We start from the raw sequence: 18,306 nt of genomic DNA, 5'->3' as shown, positions 1-18,306 counted from the left end.
GGTGACGCCCAGAGCCGACTGACGAGCCGCGCCCTGTCCGCCGATGGCGCCCTCCCGAAGGTTGATTACGCCATATTCACCGACACCGGATGAGAACCCAAGGCTGTTCATGACCATCTCGACCGCCTCGAACGAGAACCCTCTGACACACCGCCCGACGTCCCGGCCGGCCGCCACGAGCAGCCGGCCGGGACGCCCGCCTCGGACTACGGCCCGGACTCCGATTCGCAGTCCGGTCGACGTCCGGTGGACATCCGGTGGTAGTCGGCGGGGGACGTCGCGTCAGGCGAGGTCGAACCGGTCGAGGTTCATGACCTTGTCCCAGGCTGCGACGAAGTCACGGACGAACTTCTCCCGCGCGTCCTTGGCCGCGTAGACCTCCGAGATGGCCCGCAGCTGGGAGTTCGCACCGAAGACCAGGTCCACGGCGGTGGCGGTCCACTTCGGTTCGCCGCCCTCCGCGCCGGCGACGCGCCCCTCGAACACGTTCTCGTCCGTGGCTGACGCCTTCCACTGCGTACCCATGTCGAGCAGGTTGACGAAGAAGTCGTTGGTCAGTGTCTCCGGCCGGTCGGTGAACACACCGTGCGCGGACCGCCTGAAGCCGGTGTTGAGGGCGCGCATACCGCCGACCAGCACCGTCATCTCAGGCGCCGTCAGGTTCAGCATGCCGGCACGGTCCAGCAGCAGCGTCTCCGGCGACAGCTTCTCGCCCGCCGACAGGTAGTTGCGGAACCCGTCGGCCCGCGGCTCCAGCACGGCGAACGACTCCACATCCGTCTGTTCCTGCGTGGCGTCCGTGCGTCCCGGCGCGAACGGGACCGTGATGTCGTGCCCGGCGTTCTTCGCGGCCTGCTCGACCGCCGCGCAGCCGCCCAGGACGATCAGGTCGGCGAGCGAGATCTTGGTCCCGTCGCTCTGGGAACCGTTGAAGTCCTGCCGGATCCCTTCGAGGGTCCGTACGGTCTCGGCCACCTCGGGCAGGGCGTTGACCTCCCAGTCCTTCTGCGGCGCGAGCCGGATCCGGGCACCGTTCGCACCGCCCCGCTTGTCGGTGCCGCGGAAGCTGGCCGCCGACGCCCAGGCCGTGGCGGCCAGTTGGGAAACGGTCAGCCCGGAGGAGAGGATCCGGCCCTTGAGGGCGGCGACGTCCCCGGCCGTCACCAGCTCGTGGTCGACCGACGGCACCGGGTCCTGCCACAGCTGCGGTTCGGGAACCCACGGGCCGAGATAGCGCGAGACCGGGCCCATGTCGCGGTGCAGCAGCTTGTACCAAGCCCTGGCGAACGCGTCGGCGAGCTTGTCCGGGTTCTCGTGGAAGCTCTTGGAGATCGGGGCGTAGACGGGATCCAGCTTCAACGCGAGGTCCGTCGTCAGCATCATCGGGGCGTGCCGCCTGCCGGGATCGTGCGCGTCCGGCACCGTGCCCTGCGCTGCAGGGTCCTTGGGGGTCCACTGCTGCGCCCCGGCCGGGCTCGTCGTCAGCTCCCAGTCGTAGGCGAACAGGTTGTCCAGGTACCCGTTGTCCCACTTCGTCGGCTCGCTCGTCCACGCGCCCTCGAGCCCACTGGTGATCGTGTCGACGCCCTTGCCGCTGCCGAACGAATTGTGCCAGCCGAGGCCCTGCTGCTCCAGTGGACCGGCCTCCGGTTCCGGACCGACGTACTCGGGGTCCACCGCGCCGTGGCACTTGCCGAAGGTGTGGCCGCCGACGATGAGCGCGACCGTCTCCTCGTCGTTCATCGCCATGCGCCCGAACGTCTCGCGAATGTCCCGGGCGGCGGCGAGGGGATCCGGATTTCCGTTGGGGCCTTCGGGATTGACGTAGATCAGACCCATCTGCACCGCACCGAAAGGACCGGTGAGTTCCCGGTCACCGCTGTAGCGCTCGTCTCCGAGCCAGGTGTCCTCGGGCCCCCAGAAGACCTCCTCCGGTTCCCAGATGTCCTCCCGGCCGAATCCGAATCCGAACGTCTTGAACCCCATTGACTCCATGGCGCAGTTGCCGGCGAAAACCAGAAGGTCGGCCCAGGAGATCTTCCGCCCGTGCTTCTGCTTCACCGGCCAGAGCAGCCGCCGCGCCTTGTCCAGACTCGCGTTGTCCGGCCAGCTGTTGAGAGGGGCGAAGCGCTGCGCGCCGGAACCGCCGCCGCCGCGGCCGTCGGCGATGCGGTACGTCCCCGCCGCGTGCCAGCTCATCCGGATGAAGAGCGGCCCGTAGTGGCCGTAGTCGGCGGGCCACCAGTCCTGCGACGTCGTCATCACCTCGAAGACATCGCGCTTCAGCGCGTCGACGTCCAGGGTGGCGAACTCTTCCGCGTAGTCGAAGTCCTCGCCCATCGGATTGGCTTGGGGCGAGTTCTGGTGGAGAACCTGGAGGTCCAACTGGTTCGGCCACCAGTCCCGGTTCGTCCTGGGACGAGTGGGCGCGGGGGTGGGGGAGGGGATTGCGGGGTTCTCGCTTTCGCTGCCGGACACGTCCGTCCTTCTTCCTGTCTCGGTGCTTCCATCTGGCTGCTCGCTCTTGACGGCGTCCGTATGGTCGCGCACCGCGGACCGCCCGGCGGAGAGAACACGCAGGGCTTCCCCACCCAAGAAACTTTCCCGCTCGGGCCGGGCGGGAAAGGGCGAGAACGGAAAAGATCGTACGATCATCGATATCGCTCCCGCCGGTCGGGAAAGCCCGGCGCTTATCACCGCCGGGTACCCTGTAGTTCCCTTTTCGGCCCCGTGACCGGTCCCGCCGAATCCTTTGTTCCGCCGAACCCGAACTGGTGAACCGAAATGAGCGACCTGCTGGAGCGGCTGCGGGGGCGCGGTTGGCGCATGACGTCCCAGCGGCGTGTCGTCGCGGAGGTCCTCGACGGCGAGCACGTGCACCTCACCGCCGACGAGGTCCACGCCCGCGCGGCCCGGCGACTGCCCGAAATCTCCCGGGCCAGCGTCTACAACACCCTGGGCGAGCTGGTCGCCCTCGGTGAGGTCGCGGAACTCTCCACGCACGGGCGGGCCAAGCGCTACGACCCGAACGCGTACCGCCCCCACCAGCACCTCGTGTGCTCCGGCTGCGGCCTCATCCGCGACGTCCACCCGGCCGGCGACCCGCTGGCCGGCCTGCCCGCGCAGGAGCGTTTCGGCTTCGCGGTGTTCGACGTCGAGATCGTCTACCGCGGGCTGTGCCCCTCCTGTACGGCGGGGCCACCGCCGGCGTGACTCCGCGCCACGGGCTGTAGCCAAGCCCGCCGGAATACCCGTCCTTCGCGTCACTTTCGGAAACATGAGAGACGGCACCCTGGGCCCGGATCATCGATTCGCTTCGACGCCTCTACACATCCTCAACAAGGACGGCCGACCTGGGGTGACCCGGCACCAGTGCACAGTTGTCTGCACCTCTTCTCCTCGTTGATCGCGGTGTTGGTCATCACGATCAAGGAGAGTGAAGTGGCTCCACGTAACGAACTGATGGAGGGTCGGGCCCAGCTGCCCCGTGGTGGAAACCGGTGATGCCCACCCTCCCTTCATGGTTGTCAACGGCCTCGGACACCAGGTGGAGCCGGTCATCGCGTACCTGTGCGACCTGGCGCCGAGTGATAGCAGCCCGCTGACTGCACGTAGCCACGCCTTCGGGATGCGCTGGTTCCGACTGCTGTGGCTGCTCGATGCGGCCTGGGAACGGGCCGGGTGGTGGCCGGCCGTGGAGTCTGCCGCTGCCGGACCGGGTGCTGCTGGTGGCCGTGTACTACCGCTGGCGGACGCCGACCGGTCGTGGATCGTGGACGGCAGGTCAAACGCCATTCAGGCCTGCCCGAAGCGGACCTTCTGCAACACCTTTCAGCCCCGAAACGCTTACGCCGCACAGCAGAGCGGCCAGATCCAGGGCCGCGACTCGATACCCATAGATCGTGCCAAGACAGTCGAAGTCAACACCGCGGCAGCAATGCCCAGGCAGACGTGTCGGGCTGAGCAGAACGGCCGCGCGCCAGCTCTTCGCCGATCGGACTGGCCGCGTTCGATCGCGATGAAGCGGAGCAGCCTTCCGGCAGGGCAGATGGGCCGCGGCCGGCCAGCCGGGCTCAGTCAGAGCGTGTGCAGGGGAAGACGCCGCCGCACATCTCGTGGCCGGTCGTGACAGCGTGGAAGTTCTTCAACCGGTGGGTTGCCCGCTCCGCGGTCCAAGCCCTGACGATTCTCTCTCGTAGGGCGTCGGGTAGAGGCATGCTCCGTGGAGCCCTGTGGGCACACCCCTCGTTTGTGTGCCAGCTCGCCGCCGCCACGGGCCGGCGGTCAGGGTCCACTCCGTGCCGGCCAAGATCCGGGCCATACGCGGACCAGCCGCCTGCATCTTGGCCGAATCGTGGCCGTTTCCTCTGGTCAGCGGCCACACGAGGCGTGTACCACCAGCACACGGAGACCTGCTGGTCAGCTACTCGCCGAAGAAGCCCGGGTTCTTCTAAAGACACGAAAAGAGGCGCCTGACCTGGGCTTCTGCCCGTCAGGCGCCTCTCGCTCGCCCCGCGTAGGGAGGGGTCGCGTTTACGCCGGAACTCCCAGTTCATCCCACCCGTATCCCGCTCCTGACCAGTGCTTTCCAGACCAGTCACGGAGCAATGCTCCGGCTCACCTCGCAGGCGCCGCACTCACCCCGGCCGATGAGGTCCCCCTCCCCCATGGGCTGCTCGAGCGCGTTCGGTCGGGTCCCCACCGAAGTACGGCCAGAACGAGATGCCGGCGTGCCTGAGATCGTATGGGTCGCGTGCCCAGCCCGGAGGTGAGCTCCATGCCCGTGAGCACGTGCTTCCATGCCCGCACCCACGTCGTGCCATAGGCCGCCGGGCCCACGTAGTCGCCGGCCTGGGGCCGGTGACAACCATGGCCGAGCCGCTCGACCTCCGGGCCTTCTCCCGGCTCGTGTTCTCGACCCTGATCGCATCCAGCGCCGTCACCTTGGCCCAGCTGGGGCCGTCCCGCCATCGACATGGCCGCGGACCCCACGGCCCTGTACGGCGTCCTGATCGACGCCCTACGAGACCGCGCCTAGGGCCTGTCCGCTTCGGTCACGACCCGGCCGGTTCGAGTTCGGGCAGCGGGGATCGCTCCGTGTACTGCATCTGGACCGTGGTTCTGACCGGACTGCAGACCTGGGCGGACACGGCCAGGCTGAAGAGATGGCTGGTGGCGCCCGGGATCGCCTCGCCGTGGCCTCGGTGAAACCGATGCAGACGTAAGCGGCGGTGCGCCTTCGAACAGGCCGGCAAGGCTTCACTGGCGTGGCCTGCTTGACCGGCCGGGCAGCCGCCTGCAGAGTCGGAATGCGGTCCCGTAGCAACGCCTCACCCCTACCGACCGGCTCTCTGCCCATACGTGGCGAACAGCACCGAGACCCAGGAGCGACTGGTCCGATGGTCCTCGACCTGATTGTGATCGGTACGGCCATCACCCTCGGGCCTTTGCACAACAGCGCCTTCATCCTGCTGCTCTCCTCGCGGCGCGGCGTTCGTCAGGGTCTGGCGTTCCTGTTGTCATGGCTGGCCAACCTGGTCGCGGTGATCGCCCTCGTCGTACTGCTGACCGGCGGTCAGCCCCCGGCCCCTCGTAGCGCGCCCTCGACCGCCGCGACCGCCGCGAAACTCGCCATCGGCCTGGCACTGGTGCTGTTCGGCGCGTACCGGCACCGCCGACCGCCCCGCCCGCACGGCCCGCCACGCTGGGCCGCCCGGATCGACAACGCTTCTTTGGTCGCGGCAGCCGGTCTGGCGTGGCTGTTGCAGCCCTGGGGCCTGGTCGGCGCCGGCGCCGCGACCGCCGTCGACGCGAACCTCTCCACCCTCACCGACTGGCTCGTACTGACCGGCTACTGCCTGCTGGCCACACTCAGCCTCATCGTCATGGAGATGTACACGGTCTGGGTGCCCGCGGCCGCGAACGCCCGCTTGAACGCCCTACGGAGCTGGCTGCAGCAGCACCAGGAACAGCTGGTAGTCACGCTCTCCTTGCTGATCGGCCTGTGGCTGACGGCCCGGAGTATTTACGAGCTGGTCGCCTGACCCAGACAGCTGGTGCCTCGCAGGGCCGGCCGGGGGCAGTCGCCGGTGAGGGCGGGCGGTTCGGGCCGGTGCAGGCGAAGGAAGACGTTGACACTGCCTCGACTGCGGGTGGTCCGTTGTTCTCGCGGTCGGGTCCGGCGCTGTCGGGCGCCACGCGTGGGATCCGACGCCCGCCCGCTCGGCGGCTATACCGTCCGAGGGCAGGACAGCGTCATTCACTCCACACTCGACCGTAAGGGCCGCCTCGTGACCGGACGCACCCCAGAGACGACCGAGAGCCCGGGACCGGACGAGTCCTTGGGCGAGCCGCGATGGCCGATGGCGGCGGCCGTCGTCACCGCCATGGTGCTGACCGTCCTGCTCCCCGACGACCTCCGTCTGGCACCTCGCTGGGTTCTCCCCGCCATCGAGGGACTGCTCCTGCTGGCGCTCATCGCCGGCGACCCGGGCCGGATCGACCGGCGCACGGCCGCCCTGCGGAGCCTGTCGATCGCCCTGGTGGGAGTCCTGGCCGTCAGCGCCGTCTGGTCGACCGTCCAACTGGTCGACGACATCATCCACGCCGGGAAGGAGACCAGCTCCGCCACCAGCCTGCTGCAGACCGGCGGCACGGTGTGGGCCTGTACGGTCCTCGCCTTCTCCCTGCTGTACTTCGAACTCGACAGCGGAGGGCCCGCCACCCGCGCCCACCACATGCCCTCCACCCCCGCACTCGCCTTCCCCCAACATCTCGAGCCCCGGCTCAGCAGCGCCGACTGGCGGCCCCACTACATCGACTACCTCTACCTCGCGCTCACCAACGCCACCGCCTTCAGCCCCACCGACGTCATGCCCCTGGCACCCTGGGCCAAGATCACCATGGGCATTCAGTCCCTCGTCTCCCTGCTCATTCTCGGACTCGTGGTCGCCCGTGCCGTCAACGTCCTCGCCTGACGCGTGGCCGGGACGACCACGCCGGCCCGCACGGCTCAAGCGGTGCCGCGCCGACGCTTGCCCATCACGCCCGCAGGGGCTCCGCCCAGCCGTTTCGCACCGCGCAGGCCCCGAGCTGCATCCGGGTCCGGACTCCGGCCAGGTCCATGAGATGACGCAGGCGCCGGTGCAGCGTGCGCGGTGACAGACCGAGTTGCGTCGCTGCCGCCAGGTCCGTCAGACCGGCCAGGAGCAGCGCGAGGATCCTGCGGTCGAGCTCGGTCGGGCCGTGCGGACCGACCTCGACGGTGGGTTCGGACTCTCCGACCGTGGCCGACAGCGCGAGCGGGTCGGCAGTACGCCAAACCGTCTCGAACAGAGCGTCCAGCGCGTCCAGCAGTCCGCTGCGGTGCAGCAGCGCGGCGCCGGGCTCCCCGTCCGGTGTGACCGCGAGCGGGACGAGGCCGAGGTCGGCGTCGGCCAGCACGAGCTTCATCGGCAGCTGGTCGGCGACGCGCAGTTGCACTCCCCTGCGCAGGGAATCGATCGCGTCGTCGAGAATGCCCGGCTCAGCCAGCACGGCCCGGTCCAGTACCGCCCGGAACTGCACGCCGCGGCCGATGGCCATGGGTTCGGCCGTGTTCTCGTCGGGCGGCAGGGCGACGAACGGTGCGGTGATGAAGGAGCGGACCTGCGTACGGGCTGCCTGCTGCACCTGGAGGAAGCGATGGCGGATGGCGTCGACGCCCGTGACGACCTCGATCAGGTCGCTGATGCTGCTCCCGGTCATCGCCGCCCGGTGTTCCTCGGCGAAGGTCACCAGGGCGTGCTCGGCCATCCGCAGCCCGTCCCGGCGCTGGCTGATGAGAGCGCCGAGCGCCATGGCCGGCGGTGCGGCGGTGAACCGCTCGTCCGCCGACCTGGTCACGAGTCCCCACTCGACCAGGCGGGACAACGCCTTGTCGACGTGCGCGTGCGGCAGGTCGAGCTGGCCGGACAACACGATCGCGGTGGAGTTCGGGCGTCCGAGCAGCGCCCGGTAGACACGCTCGTCATCGGGTTCGAGGCCCAGAACATCCAACATCGGCGACCGTCTCTCCTCCGCTTGCCGCAGCGGGGAGAGTATGTGCCACGGCGGCAGACTCTGGATAGTCCCTGATGGGAGTAGGTGCGAGGGGAAGGGCCCCGGGGAGTCTCCTCCCCGGGGCCCGACAGTACGGTTCATCGCAGGCCGTACGCCCGGATGATCTCGTTCTTGACGCTGAAGCCCCTGCCCGTCTCGGCGCTCGCGCGGACCGAGACGAAGCCGCCGGGCTTCGTGGCCGTCCTGAACGAACCCGTCCAGTAGCCGTCAGGGCCCTTCGTCACGGATACCTTCCGCCAGGTGGCACCGTCGTCGTACGAGACGTCCAGCTTCACCGTGGTGACGGTGCCCGGCACGGTGCCTCGGCCCATCGACACCGGCTTGAGCGCGATCTGCTGGGTCGCGTTGGCCTTGACGTCGCCGTGCAGGTCCGACTCCAGCTTGTAGTCCAGGTTCAGCACCGGAAACGGCTCGAAGAAGTCCGAATCGACGGTGTCGGACATGAACGTCCACTCGGTATGGGTGCGCGTCGAGAGCCGGAAGACGTCAGCGGGCCGCTCCGCGTCCAGGACGGCGCGGTAGGGCAGGTTGCCCGCCGGCACCTCCACCCACTGCATGTCCGTGCTGTTCGGGTTGTCGTGGATCAGCGTGTCGCCTTGGAAGACCCGCAGGTGGGTCGGCGTCTCACCCCACTGCAGGAAGCCGCCCAGCCGCATGGTGTCGCTGGAGGAGGCCCACGCCTGCACGTTCCAGGTCATGTAGTTCTGCCAGCGGGAGTTGTACACGCCGAACGACTCGCTCTGGCCGGGCCTGGTCACCGGAGCGAACCAGTCCAGTCGGGTGGTGCTGCCCTTGGTGTACGTGTTGTCCCCCGACACCATCACCCACGGCAGGCCGCCGTCGACGCCCTGCGCGTGGAACTCCCTCCAGACCTGACCCGGAGTCACCCATTCGGTGCGGGTGCCCGGGTGCCACTCGCGCTCGGGGAAGTTGAAGGACGGGCTGAGGGTGAAGTCGGACCGGTAGCCCTCCGCCGGCCCGCCGGCCGTGGCCGAGTAGTAGCGGGCGTCGATCCGGGCGAGGTCGTCCTTGGTCGGCTTGTAGACCAGGGCACGGTCCGGAACCTGGCCGGGGTACTCCCGGGTGAGGTCGTAGACGAACGGCGTGTGCTCGGTCTGCTTCACGGTCAGCTTGAAGATGCCGGCCTTGGCCGTCGAGACGAGGGCCTTGCCCGCGTCGCGGTGCACGGTGGCGACCGGGATGGCCGACTCGCCGACGTACTCCATCAGGGGACCGACACCGTCGTTGACCACGATCAGCGCCTTCGCACCGGCCGCGACCGCGGCCTCCGTGCGCTCCTGCGGCGAGACCTCGTCGCTGCGCTCGATGACGACGGCCTTGCCCCTGCCCTTGACCCGCTCGTACGCGGCCGGCGCACCGTTGCCCGCGTAGACGGCGTCCAGCGTGTCCGTGGCGGTGCCCAGGGCGCTTCCCGCCTGTACCAGTGCCTCGAACCGGAGTCGACCGCCCTTCGTGCTCAGGCTGAGCTGCGGCTCGCCCTTGCGCCAGCGGGTGGTCAGCATGAACTCGCCCTCCTCCATCGGCTCCGTCGGCGCGACGTAGACGTCGTCGTACGTCGGCGGCAGCACGTACGCGCTGCGGTAGTCCATGAACGGGTCCAGGTCCTTGTAGTGGACGTTGAAGTCCACCTTGCGTTGGCGGTCCTCGGTGCGCTGCGGCGCCTCGGTCTGCAGCAGGCGTGCCTTGCTCGCGTCGAGCACCACGTCCGCGGCGCCGTCCTTGAGCACGGTCTCCGGGTCGACCAGCACGGCCAGACCCGAACGGTCCGCCTTCTCGCCGGTCACGTCGAGGTACCCCGCGACGGTGTACAGGCCGGGTGCCATGCGCATGGTGGTCGAGCCGTCGACGTAGACCTGCCACGGCCAGAAGTCGCCGGCCAGGTTGATCGTGACCCAGCCGGCGCCGGGCTTGCCGTCCCGCCCGAGCAGCTTGATGTTCAGGTCGTAGCGCTCCTCCTCCTTGAGCAGCGCCACGGACGTGCGGGTCACCGGCTGCCCGGTGGCCGCGTCGGTGGCCGTCACATAGCCGACGTGCCGGCCTGCCGAGGCGGCCTGCGGGTCACCGGTCACCGGGACGGCGGCGGTGCCGCCCGCCGGTACGGTGACCGTAGTGGCTTCGAGCGTGAACGGGCCGGCGCCGTCGCTCAGCGCCAGGTTCAGCGTGACGTCGGCGGAGCCGGTGTTGGTGAAGGTCAGGTCCTTGGTGACGGCGCCGTCGCTCGGCTCGTGCGGCCACGTGTGGTTGCCGAAGAAGAGCGATCCGGTGCCGCGGACCGTGGTGCGCACGGCGGCGGCCACGTCGAGACGGCCTGTGCCGACCTCGTACGGCGAGTACTCTCCGTCCAGGCCCTTGGCGGTGCTCATCAGGTGTTCCTTGAGCTGCGCGCCGGTCCAGTCCGGGTGCTGCTGGGCCAGTACCGCCGCCGCACCGACCACATGCGGGGTGGCCATCGAGGTGCCGCTGATGGTGCGGTAGAGGCCCTCACCACCGCCGGTCATCTCCTGCGAGCGGGCCGCGGTGATGTCCACGCCGGGCGCCGCGATGTCCGGCTTCATACCGCCGGAGTAGGCCAGCGGGCCGGTGCTGGAGAAGGACGCGAGCCGGTCCTGCTTGTCCGTGGCGGCCACGGTCAGTGCCGAGGCGGCCGCGCCCGGGGCGGAGATGCTCTCCGGGCCGGAGTTGCCGGCGGCTATGACGAACAGCGTGCCGTACTGGGCGGACAGCGCGTCGACCGACTGCGACATGGGGTCGCTGCCGTCCGTCGGGTAGGAGTCGCCGAGGCTCATGTTGACGACGTCCGCGCCGGATTCGGCAGCCCACTGCATGCCGGCCATGACCCAGGAGTCCTGACCGTAGCCCTCGGCGCCGCCGAGCACCTTGCCGACGTACAGGTCGGCGCCGGGGGCGACGCCCTTGTGGTCGCCCCCGGAGGCGGCGCCCGAACCGACGATCGTGCCGGCGACATGCGAGCCGTGCCCGTTGACGTCGGTGACGGCCTCGCCCGGCACGAAGCTCGCCGTGCCGTCGATCAGGCCGGCGAAGTCGGGGTGGTTGACGTCGATGCCGGTGTCGAGCACCGCGACCTTGACGCCTTTGCCGTCGTAGCCGGCCGCCCAGGCCTCGGGCGCGCCGATCAGCGGCACGCTCTCCTTCAGACTGGCCTTCACGCGACCGTCGAGCCACAGCTTCGCCACGCCCGCGCCCAGCGACGGGCTGCCCTGCGGCGCGACGGTGTTCCAGAAGGTGCGGGTCTGCCGCTTCTCCGTGCTGAGCGCGGCGCCTCGGATGCCCTTGAGCTTTCGGGTCAGCCTGCTGCCCCGGGGAGCCGTGGGCTCGACGGCCGCGCGGGACTTCGGCTGGGTGTACGTCGCGATCAGCGGTACCTCAGCCGACTTCGCGTCGTCGTAGCCCATCTCGATCAGGTCGGTGACGTTGAACAGCCGTCGGTCCAGCGTGTCCGTGTCCAGCAGCGGCGCCGCCTCGTCCGGGATGACGAAGAGATCGCCCTTGATCTCCTGGAGCTTCACGCCGCCGACGGCGCTGTCGGGCCGGTCGACCTCGGCGATCTGCCTGCCGTCGGCCGTCGTGGTGACGGTGACGACGTCGCCGGTGACCAGGGTGACCTTGTGGGTCGCCGAGGGCTTGGCAGGAACGGTGGACTTGCTCGGAGTGGCTTGTGCGGGCGCTTGCAGGACCGCAAGCCCCGACGCCAGCAGCGGCACCGCGGTGGCAACCGAGATCAGCCGCCAGCGGCCGCGCCGGAAGGCGGAAGCATGAGAGGGGGAAGACATGCCATGGGTCTATCGACCCGTGAACGCCGTCGTGAAGGCCTCGCGACGGCAAGTCCTCGCCATGGCAAAGGCTTGCCAGCCGTGAATCGTGGGATTCCGGACGGAGCATGACGAGCCCCAGGCGGGCGTCCTGCGGTGTCCCCCATGCCGCCGACCTGGCGACGGACGCCCACAAGACGTTGACGTCCCCTACGACCGCGAACTCGGGATCGTGCGCGACGCGTCCGCGGTTCGGGCGGCGATGGGCCGGCATGGCGACCGAGCGGCACGGCGGGGCTCCTCACACGAGAAACGTCGTTAAAACCAGATTCAAGAACTGGCCATTCTTTGCGTCAAGTCCTAGAAGTATGCAGTTAAATACAAATACGGAATGCGGCAGAGTCGCCACAACGGCGAGGGGCCTCGACGGCCGAGACTTGAACATGTTCAAACCCCATGACAGGGTACGGCGAGGGTCCTTGAGAGAACCGGTCGCGGACGCGGCACGGGAACCCGCAAGGGGTGGAGTGTGTTGCGTTACCGCCGTACTGCGCTGAGCTTGTTCGCCACGGCCCTCGCCCTGACGGCCTGCGGCAGGCTCACCGTCATGCCGCCGCCCGAGGGCGTACCGGTCGTTCTGAGGCCGGCCGAACTTGCGACCACGTGGACCGACTCCGACGGCGGCACCCTCACGCTGAAGCCGGACGGGACGTTCATCGCCGACGAAGTCTGCATCGCCCACAGCTGGGACGAGGGTTTGACCGCGTCCGGAACAGGCACCTGGGCGCACCGCTCCATCAAGAAGCAAAGTTTCGTCGGCGTGACCTTCGACGCCCCTCACCCCGAAACGGGTGAGCGGAAGCCCGACTCCTACGACGCCTTGAGGCACAACAAGGTCCTGAAGCTCTGGGTCCCCGTCGGCGATCCGGACAACGACTATCCGAACTGCGTCCTGACCAGCCCGGCGAGTTGAACCGGTAGCAGAAGCCGTCACCCTGGCGGTTGACCTTCCCTGAGAAACCCGCCGGCGTGGCGTCGAGGATGCTGCCGCTGCTCTCTCCCGCGAGGTTGAAGGACGTGTGGTTGGTGAGGTTCACGACGGTGGCCCTGTCCGTCGTGGCCTCCGAAGGCTTCTCCGATGCCGCGGGCCGCGGTCACCCCGCGGGCGCTGCCGACCGCGGGGGCGATGGCCACGAGGGTGCCATGGAGCCTTTTCAATCGGTCATGAACCAGCCGCGTACCTGCGCCTCGTGGTCGACGTAGCGTTCACCGGAGACGTCCACGACGACCTTGTCGATCGTGCCGCCGGTGAAGGGGAACGGCCCCTGGTAGTCGGGGGTGACGGGTGAGGCGTCGTCGCGGCCGACGCAGATCCCGTCGCCGACGACACAGAAGTTCCCGGGCTGGGTGACGATGTCGTCGCGGCCCACCTCCTGGTCGTCCATGTAGAGGGTGAGGGTGCCCACTGCGCCGGGCATCGCCGGGTCGGTGCTGCGTCCGTTCGCCGCGAACTCGGCCGTGAGCACGTGCTTGCCCGGCGGGATCTCCCGGTCCGCGTCCACGACCTGGAGGGTGCTGCCGACCCAGTTGTACGCGTAGTGCAGGCGATGGTCCTTGACGTAGAGGCTGTGGCCGCCGGCCACACCGCCGTGCGCGTAGAGAACGCCCTCGGCGTCGGTCGACCCGACGTCGACGCCGGCGGCGATGGTGTACGACCGGCCGCTGGTCACCACCCCGGACTGTTCGGGCACCGCCGCGGAGTCGGGGTAGTACACGTAGTGGTCGCGCTCGGGGCTTCCGTGCGGGCGCTCGGCCAGTATCTGTTCCAGGGCGCTGCGGTCGTCCAGCGGCAGCCCGTTGTAGATGCCCGCGTAGTAGTACCAGAGGCTCTTGAGCGTCTCCAGCCGTGCCGGCTCCCGTTCGGACAGGTCCGTCGACTGCGCGCGGTCGGTGGTGAGGTCGTAGAGCTCCCACACGTCGTTCTCGAAGTGGCCCCAGCCGCTCAGCGGCGGGTGAACCGTGCAGGCCAGCCAACCTTCGTGGTAGAGGGACCGCTGCCCCAGCATCGCGTAGAACTGCGTCCGGCGTCCCGGCGCCTCGGGGTCGGTGAGCGAGGCCTTGAAGCTCTCGCCCTCGATCGGGTTCTGCGGGTAGCCCTTGACCACCTCGGGCGGCTCGATGCCGAGCAGGTCGTAGAGGGTGGGCACGACGTCGACCGCGTGGACGTACTGCCCGCGCACCTCCCCCCGGGCCTCGATCCCCGCGGGCCAGGCGACCAGGCACATGTCGGCCACGCCGCCCTCGTAGCCGGCCCAGCGCTTCCAGTACGGGAACGGCGTGTCGAACGCCCAGGCCCACCCGGTGTTGTAGTGGTTGTACGAGGTCGGGCCGCCGAGTTCGTCGATGTGTTCCAAGGACATGGCGGTCGGCGTGGACATGCCGTTGAAGAACCGCCACTCGTTGAAGGTCCCGTCCGGTCCGCCCTCACCGCTCGCCCCGTTGTCGGAGACGGCCACGATGATCGTGTTGTCGAGCTCGCCGGCCGATTCGAGGAAGTCGAGCACCCGGCCCAGCTGGTCGTCGGTGTACGAGACGTATCCGGCGAAGACCTCGGCCATCCGGACGAACAGCCGTCGCTCGTCGGCGCTCAGCTCGCCCCAGGGCCGGACCGTGTCGAGCACCGGCCACAGCTGGCCGTCCGGCCCGGTCGCCTCGGGCTCGCCGTGCGGGTTGATCGCGGAGAGCTCGGTGTCCTCCGGCAACAGCCCCATGTCCTTCTGACGGCGCAGGATTCCGGGCCGGATCGCCTCGTAGCCCTCGTCGAAGACGCCCTTGTAGCGGTCGGCCCACTCCTTGAACACGTGGTGCGGCGCATGGGCCGCGTCGAGCGAGAGGTACATGAAGAACGGCTTGCCGGGGTCGACGACCTTGGCGTCGCGGATGAACTCGATGGCCCTGTCGGAGAAGTCCTTGGCGATGTGGTACCCCTCTTCGGGCGTCGCCGGCGGGTCGACCGGGTGGTTGTCGTGGATCAGGTCCGGGTACCAGCTGCTCGACTCACCGCCCAGGAAGCCGTAGAACCGCTCGAAGCCGCGCCCCAGGGGCCAGCGCCCCTTGTACGCGGCCATGTTGATCTCCTCGCCCGGCGTGAGGTGCCACTTGCCGACGCAGTACGTGTTGTAGCCGCGCTCGCCCAGCACCTCCGAGATGAAGCCGTTCTCGAACGGAATGCGGGTGGAGATGCCGGGGAAGCCGGAACTGAACTCGGCGATCGTCGCCATCCCGTTCGACGTCGCGTTCCTGCCGGTCAGCAGGGAGGCCCTGGTCGGAGAGCAGAGCGCCGTGGTGTGGAAGTTCGAGTAGCGCACCCCCATGTCGGCGATCCGTGACATCGCCGGCGTCCTCACCGGACCGCCGAAGCAGTCCATCGTCCCGTAGCCGACGTCGTCCCACGCGATGACCAGAACGTTCGGGGCGTTCTCCGGTGCCTTCGGGGCGAGGTACGGAGCCCAGTCCGGCTGCGCGTCACGGATGTCCAGGGCCACCTTCCCTTTGAAGCGCTTGCCCATGACGGTTCTCCTCGCTGCCCCGAGTCCTGACCGGTTGTCCCTCCACCCTCGCCGGGGACGGCCCGTCTCGCCTCATCCCCCACGGGTGACAGCGTCCTGGAGTGGAGCGGCACACCGTCCCGCGGAGTAGGCGTACGGCGTCATCCAGCGGCTCCGCGCCGCCCCCGTCGCCTGCGCCGCTGCCGGCAGTCTGCCGCCGCACACGCCGACCAGGAGCACCCCGCAGCCGACAAACACCATCGCCGACGACACCGGTGTCATGGCCACAGCCGGCAAGAGTCCAGCGCGTACGCGGCGGCACCCGCCACCGCCACACCTGTCCAGGCTTCGCCGCTCGTCTCCGGGCCTTCCGGTCCCTGGGCCTTCGCAGCACCGGCCATCCGGCACGCGGAGCTCACCCGCCGCGGGTGAGCTCCCCTGCCCGGCCGTGTCACATGCTCGAAGAGGTGGTGCCGTCTGCTCCATCACACCGACCGAGTGAGGAAAATCCATGGTCACGACCCACAATCGCCCGGACACGTCCCCGAAGGGGGCGGGTGGACTGACGACGTTCGCCGGAGTCCTGCTGTTCATCGCCGGCGTCCTCGACCTCCTCCGGGGCATCATGGCGATCGCTGAGGACGACGTCTACGTGTCCACCCCCGACTACCTCTTCAAGTTCGACCTGACCAGCTGGGGCTGGATCCAGCTCATCCTCGGAGTGATCGCCGTCCTTGTGAGCACGGGTCTCTTCGCACGCGCCACGTGGGCGCGGGTCGTCGGGGTCGGCATCGCGGGGCTCCTGATCATCGCCAACTTCCTGTCGATCCCGTACTACCCCGTGTGGTCGATCATCCTGATCGCGCTGTACGCCTTCGTCATCTGGGCCCTGTGCGTCGTGCGGCGGGAACCCTGACGGCGTACGGGGGAACCTCCCCCGTCACCCGTGCCGGGTGACGTGCTCAGCGGGGGTGGGGTCCCATCCTGGGTCGATGAGCACCGTAGAGCTGCCCGATCCGACCGTCCGGCGCCGACCGTTCCATCTGCTGGCCAAGCCCACCGGTGCGATCTGCAACCTCGATTGCGACTACTGCTTCTTCCTGTCCAAGGAGCTCCTGTACGAGGGCAGCAGGTTTCGTATGGCGGACGAGCTGCTGGGCACCTACATCCGGCAGCTGATCGAGGCGCACGGCCCGGCGCCCGAGGTCACGGTGGCCTGGCAGGGAGGTGAGCCGACGCTGATGGGCCTCGACTTCTTCCGCCGGTCCGTGGAGTACGAGCGGCGATACGCACGTCCCGGCCAGCGGATCGTGAACACCATCCAGACCAACGGCACGCTCATCGACGCCGAATGGGCCCGCTTCTTCCGCGACAACGACTTCCTCGTCGGCCTGTCGGTCGACGGCCCCCGCGAGCTCCACGACGCCTACCGGGTCGACAAGGGCGGCAAGCCGACCTTCGACCGCGTGATGAGCGGGCTGGGGCAGCTGCGCGAGCACCGCGTGCAGTGGAACGCGCTCACCACGGTGCACGACGCCAACGCCGGCTACGGCCGCGATGTCTACGCCTTTCTGCGCGACGACTGCGGCGCCGAGCACATGCAGTTCATCCCGATCGTGGAACGCACCACCGCGCAAGAGCTGCCGCCGGCCGACGACGGCTGGGGCGCCCGCGCCAAGGACCGCCCCCTGTACCGGCAGGAGGGCGACCTCGTCACCGACCGGTCGGTGACGGCGGAGCAGTACGGACGGTTCCTCATCGACGTCTTCGAGGACTGGGTACGCCACGACGTCGGCCGGGTGTACGTCCAGATGTTCGACGTGGCCCTGGCCAACTGGTACGGGGAACCGCCCTCCCTGTGCGTGCACTCCCGGACCTGCGGCAGCGCCCTCGCCCTGGAACACAACGGAGACCTGTACTCCTGCGACCACTTCGTCGAGCCCGGCCACCTGCTCGGCAACATCGGCGACCGGCACATGCTGGAGCTCGTCGACTCACCACGGCAACGGAAGTTCGGCCAGGACAAGTACGACACGCTGCCCCAGTACTGTCTCGACTGCGACGTCCGCTTCACCTGCCACGGCGGCTGCCCCAAAGACCGTTTCGACACCACACCGGACGGCGAGCCGGGCCTCAACCACCTGTGCGCCGGGTTCCAGGCGTTCTTCCACCACATCAACCGTCCGATGCGCACGATGGCCGAGCTGCTGCGCCAGGGACAGGCCTCCGCGCTGATCATGCGCGACTACCAGGAAGCCGACGCGCGACGGCCGCACAACGCGCCCTGCCCGTGCGAGGGCGGACGCAAGTGGGCGCGCTGCCACGGCAGACCCGTTGCGGCGGGTCGGTGGTAGTACCCGACACGCTCCCCCAGCCACCTCCACTCCTGGCCCAGGCCTTTCCCTCCTCCTGATCGACGGGTTCATCGCCATCGGGCCCGGCGCCGGCCTCGCCCAGCTCACCCTTCCCTTCGGTCGGAAGCGCGCGAGCAGCCCGTAGGGATGTGCCTCGTCGATAACCTGGCCGAACAACAAGGTCTGTCCGGACATGGACATCATCTGCGCCAGGCTCTACAGGACTTCGCGTTCACGGTCGCTGATCGGCTCGATCACGGAGATGAGGGCAGGCCCACCGCTGTCCACCGGTCGTCGGACGTCTCGACCGCAGCGGCCAGCCCCGTCCGGGCCGCGTCGAGGCCGCCTGCCCACGGCTGAGCCGCCCCCAGAGCGGCAGCTCGCCGGCACCCCACAGCAGCGCGCAGTCCGCGTCGGTGCTCTGCCCCGTCTCGAACTCCTTCAGGTCCGTCGGTGCGGGTCACAGGCGCAGGACGACCAGCGCCGTGTCGTCGGTGTTGCCGTCAGGCGGGA

General features: G+C 69.0%; 10 protein-coding genes and 1 pseudogene. 7 read left to right on the top strand and 4 right to left on the bottom strand.

Going from position 1 to position 18,306, the window contains the following annotated elements; genetic code table 11:
• Window positions 1–282: 282 nt before the first annotated feature.
• Window positions 283–2,478, bottom strand: a complete 2,196-nt coding sequence (katG, locus tag OO54_RS38240; RefSeq protein WP_078905575.1) for a catalase/peroxidase HPI — start codon at window positions 2,476–2,478, stop codon at window positions 283–285.
• 306 nt (window positions 2,479–2,784) lie between these two features.
• On the opposite strand from katG, the gene OO54_RS38235 reads away from it, so the two are divergent.
• The 4 genes and pseudogenes from OO54_RS38235 to OO54_RS38225 all read left to right on the top strand — a co-directional run bounded on the left by OO54_RS38235 (window position 2,785) and on the right by OO54_RS38225 (window position 6,977).
• Window positions 2,785–3,213: a Fur family transcriptional regulator gene (locus tag OO54_RS38235; RefSeq protein WP_033211714.1), complete on the top strand. Its 429-nt coding sequence runs from the start codon at window positions 2,785–2,787 to the stop codon at window positions 3,211–3,213.
• Window positions 3,214–3,662: 449 nt separating this feature from the next.
• Window positions 3,663–3,746: pseudogene (locus OO54_RS48960) on the top strand (IS5/IS1182 family transposase); the annotation flags it as partial.
• 1,653 nt (window positions 3,747–5,399) lie between these two features.
• A complete protein-coding gene (locus OO54_RS38230) occupies window positions 5,400–6,044 on the top strand; it encodes a GAP family protein (RefSeq protein ID WP_033211708.1) in 645 nt (214 codons plus the stop codon).
• 246 nt (window positions 6,045–6,290) lie between these two features.
• Entirely contained in the window at window positions 6,291–6,977 is a 687-nt protein-coding gene (locus OO54_RS38225) for a DUF1345 domain-containing protein (protein ID WP_078905574.1), read from the top strand.
• 64 nt (window positions 6,978–7,041) lie between these two features.
• On the opposite strand, the gene OO54_RS38220 is transcribed toward OO54_RS38225, so the two are convergent.
• Together OO54_RS38220 and OO54_RS38215 are read right to left on the bottom strand one after the other, a co-directional pair.
• Window positions 7,042–8,040: a helix-turn-helix domain-containing protein gene (locus OO54_RS38220; RefSeq protein WP_033211704.1), complete on the bottom strand. Its 999-nt coding sequence runs from the start codon at window positions 8,038–8,040 to the stop codon at window positions 7,042–7,044.
• 137 nt (window positions 8,041–8,177) lie between these two features.
• Window positions 8,178–11,912, bottom strand: coding sequence for a S8 family peptidase (locus tag OO54_RS38215; RefSeq protein WP_033211702.1), 3,735 nt, complete (start codon window positions 11,910–11,912; stop codon window positions 8,178–8,180).
• A 538-nt stretch (window positions 11,913–12,450) separates the two neighbouring features.
• On the opposite strand from OO54_RS38215, the gene OO54_RS45485 reads away from it, so the two are divergent.
• Window positions 12,451–12,864 carry a hypothetical protein gene (locus OO54_RS45485; RefSeq protein WP_033211700.1) on the top strand — a complete coding sequence of 138 codons (414 nt, stop codon included), beginning with the start codon at window positions 12,451–12,453 and terminating at the stop codon, window positions 12,862–12,864.
• 241 nt (window positions 12,865–13,105) lie between these two features.
• On the opposite strand, the gene OO54_RS38205 is transcribed toward OO54_RS45485, so the two are convergent.
• Entirely contained in the window at window positions 13,106–15,460 is a 2,355-nt protein-coding gene (locus tag OO54_RS38205) for an arylsulfatase (RefSeq protein WP_033211699.1), read from the bottom strand.
• A gap of 490 nt (window positions 15,461–15,950) precedes the next feature.
• Here OO54_RS38205 and OO54_RS38200 point away from each other — a divergent pair, with 490 nt between their 5' ends.
• Window positions 15,951–16,355: a DUF7144 family membrane protein gene (locus OO54_RS38200; protein WP_033211698.1), complete on the top strand. Its 405-nt coding sequence runs from the start codon at window positions 15,951–15,953 to the stop codon at window positions 16,353–16,355.
• 76 nt (window positions 16,356–16,431) lie between these two features.
• Entirely contained in the window at window positions 16,432–17,793 is a 1,362-nt protein-coding gene (locus OO54_RS38195) for an anaerobic sulfatase maturase (protein ID WP_033211697.1), read from the top strand.
• Window positions 17,794–18,306: the final 513 nt, after the last annotated feature.

The sequence above is a fragment of the Streptomyces wedmorensis genome, assembly GCF_000716445.1.
Lineage (GTDB): Bacteria > Actinomycetota > Actinomycetes > Streptomycetales > Streptomycetaceae > Streptomyces > Streptomyces wedmorensis.
The sequence above is the reverse complement of the archived record's forward strand: the minus strand, read 5'-3'. Positions and strand labels throughout refer to the sequence as shown.

What these genes read in the sequence shown, in the direction of transcription:
- OO54_RS38195 (WP_033211697.1), top strand. Translation starts at nt 16,432, where the DNA reads ATGAGCACCGTAGAGCTGCCCGATCCGACCGTCCGGCGCCGACCGTTC.
- OO54_RS38200 (WP_033211698.1), top strand. Translation starts at nt 15,951, where the DNA reads ATGGTCACGACCCACAATCGCCCGGACACGTCCCCGAAGGGGGCGGGT.
- OO54_RS38230 (WP_033211708.1), top strand. Translation starts at nt 5,400, where the DNA reads ATGGTCCTCGACCTGATTGTGATCGGTACGGCCATCACCCTCGGGCCT.
- OO54_RS38205 (WP_033211699.1), bottom strand. Translation starts at nt 15,460, where the DNA reads ATGGGCAAGCGCTTCAAAGGGAAGGTGGCCCTGGACATCCGTGACGCG.
- OO54_RS38235 (WP_033211714.1), top strand. Translation starts at nt 2,785, where the DNA reads ATGAGCGACCTGCTGGAGCGGCTGCGGGGGCGCGGTTGGCGCATGACG.
- OO54_RS38220 (WP_033211704.1), bottom strand. Translation starts at nt 8,040, where the DNA reads ATGTTGGATGTTCTGGGCCTCGAACCCGATGACGAGCGTGTCTACCGG.
- OO54_RS38215 (WP_033211702.1), bottom strand. Translation starts at nt 11,912, where the DNA reads ATGTCTTCCCCCTCTCATGCTTCCGCCTTCCGGCGCGGCCGCTGGCGG.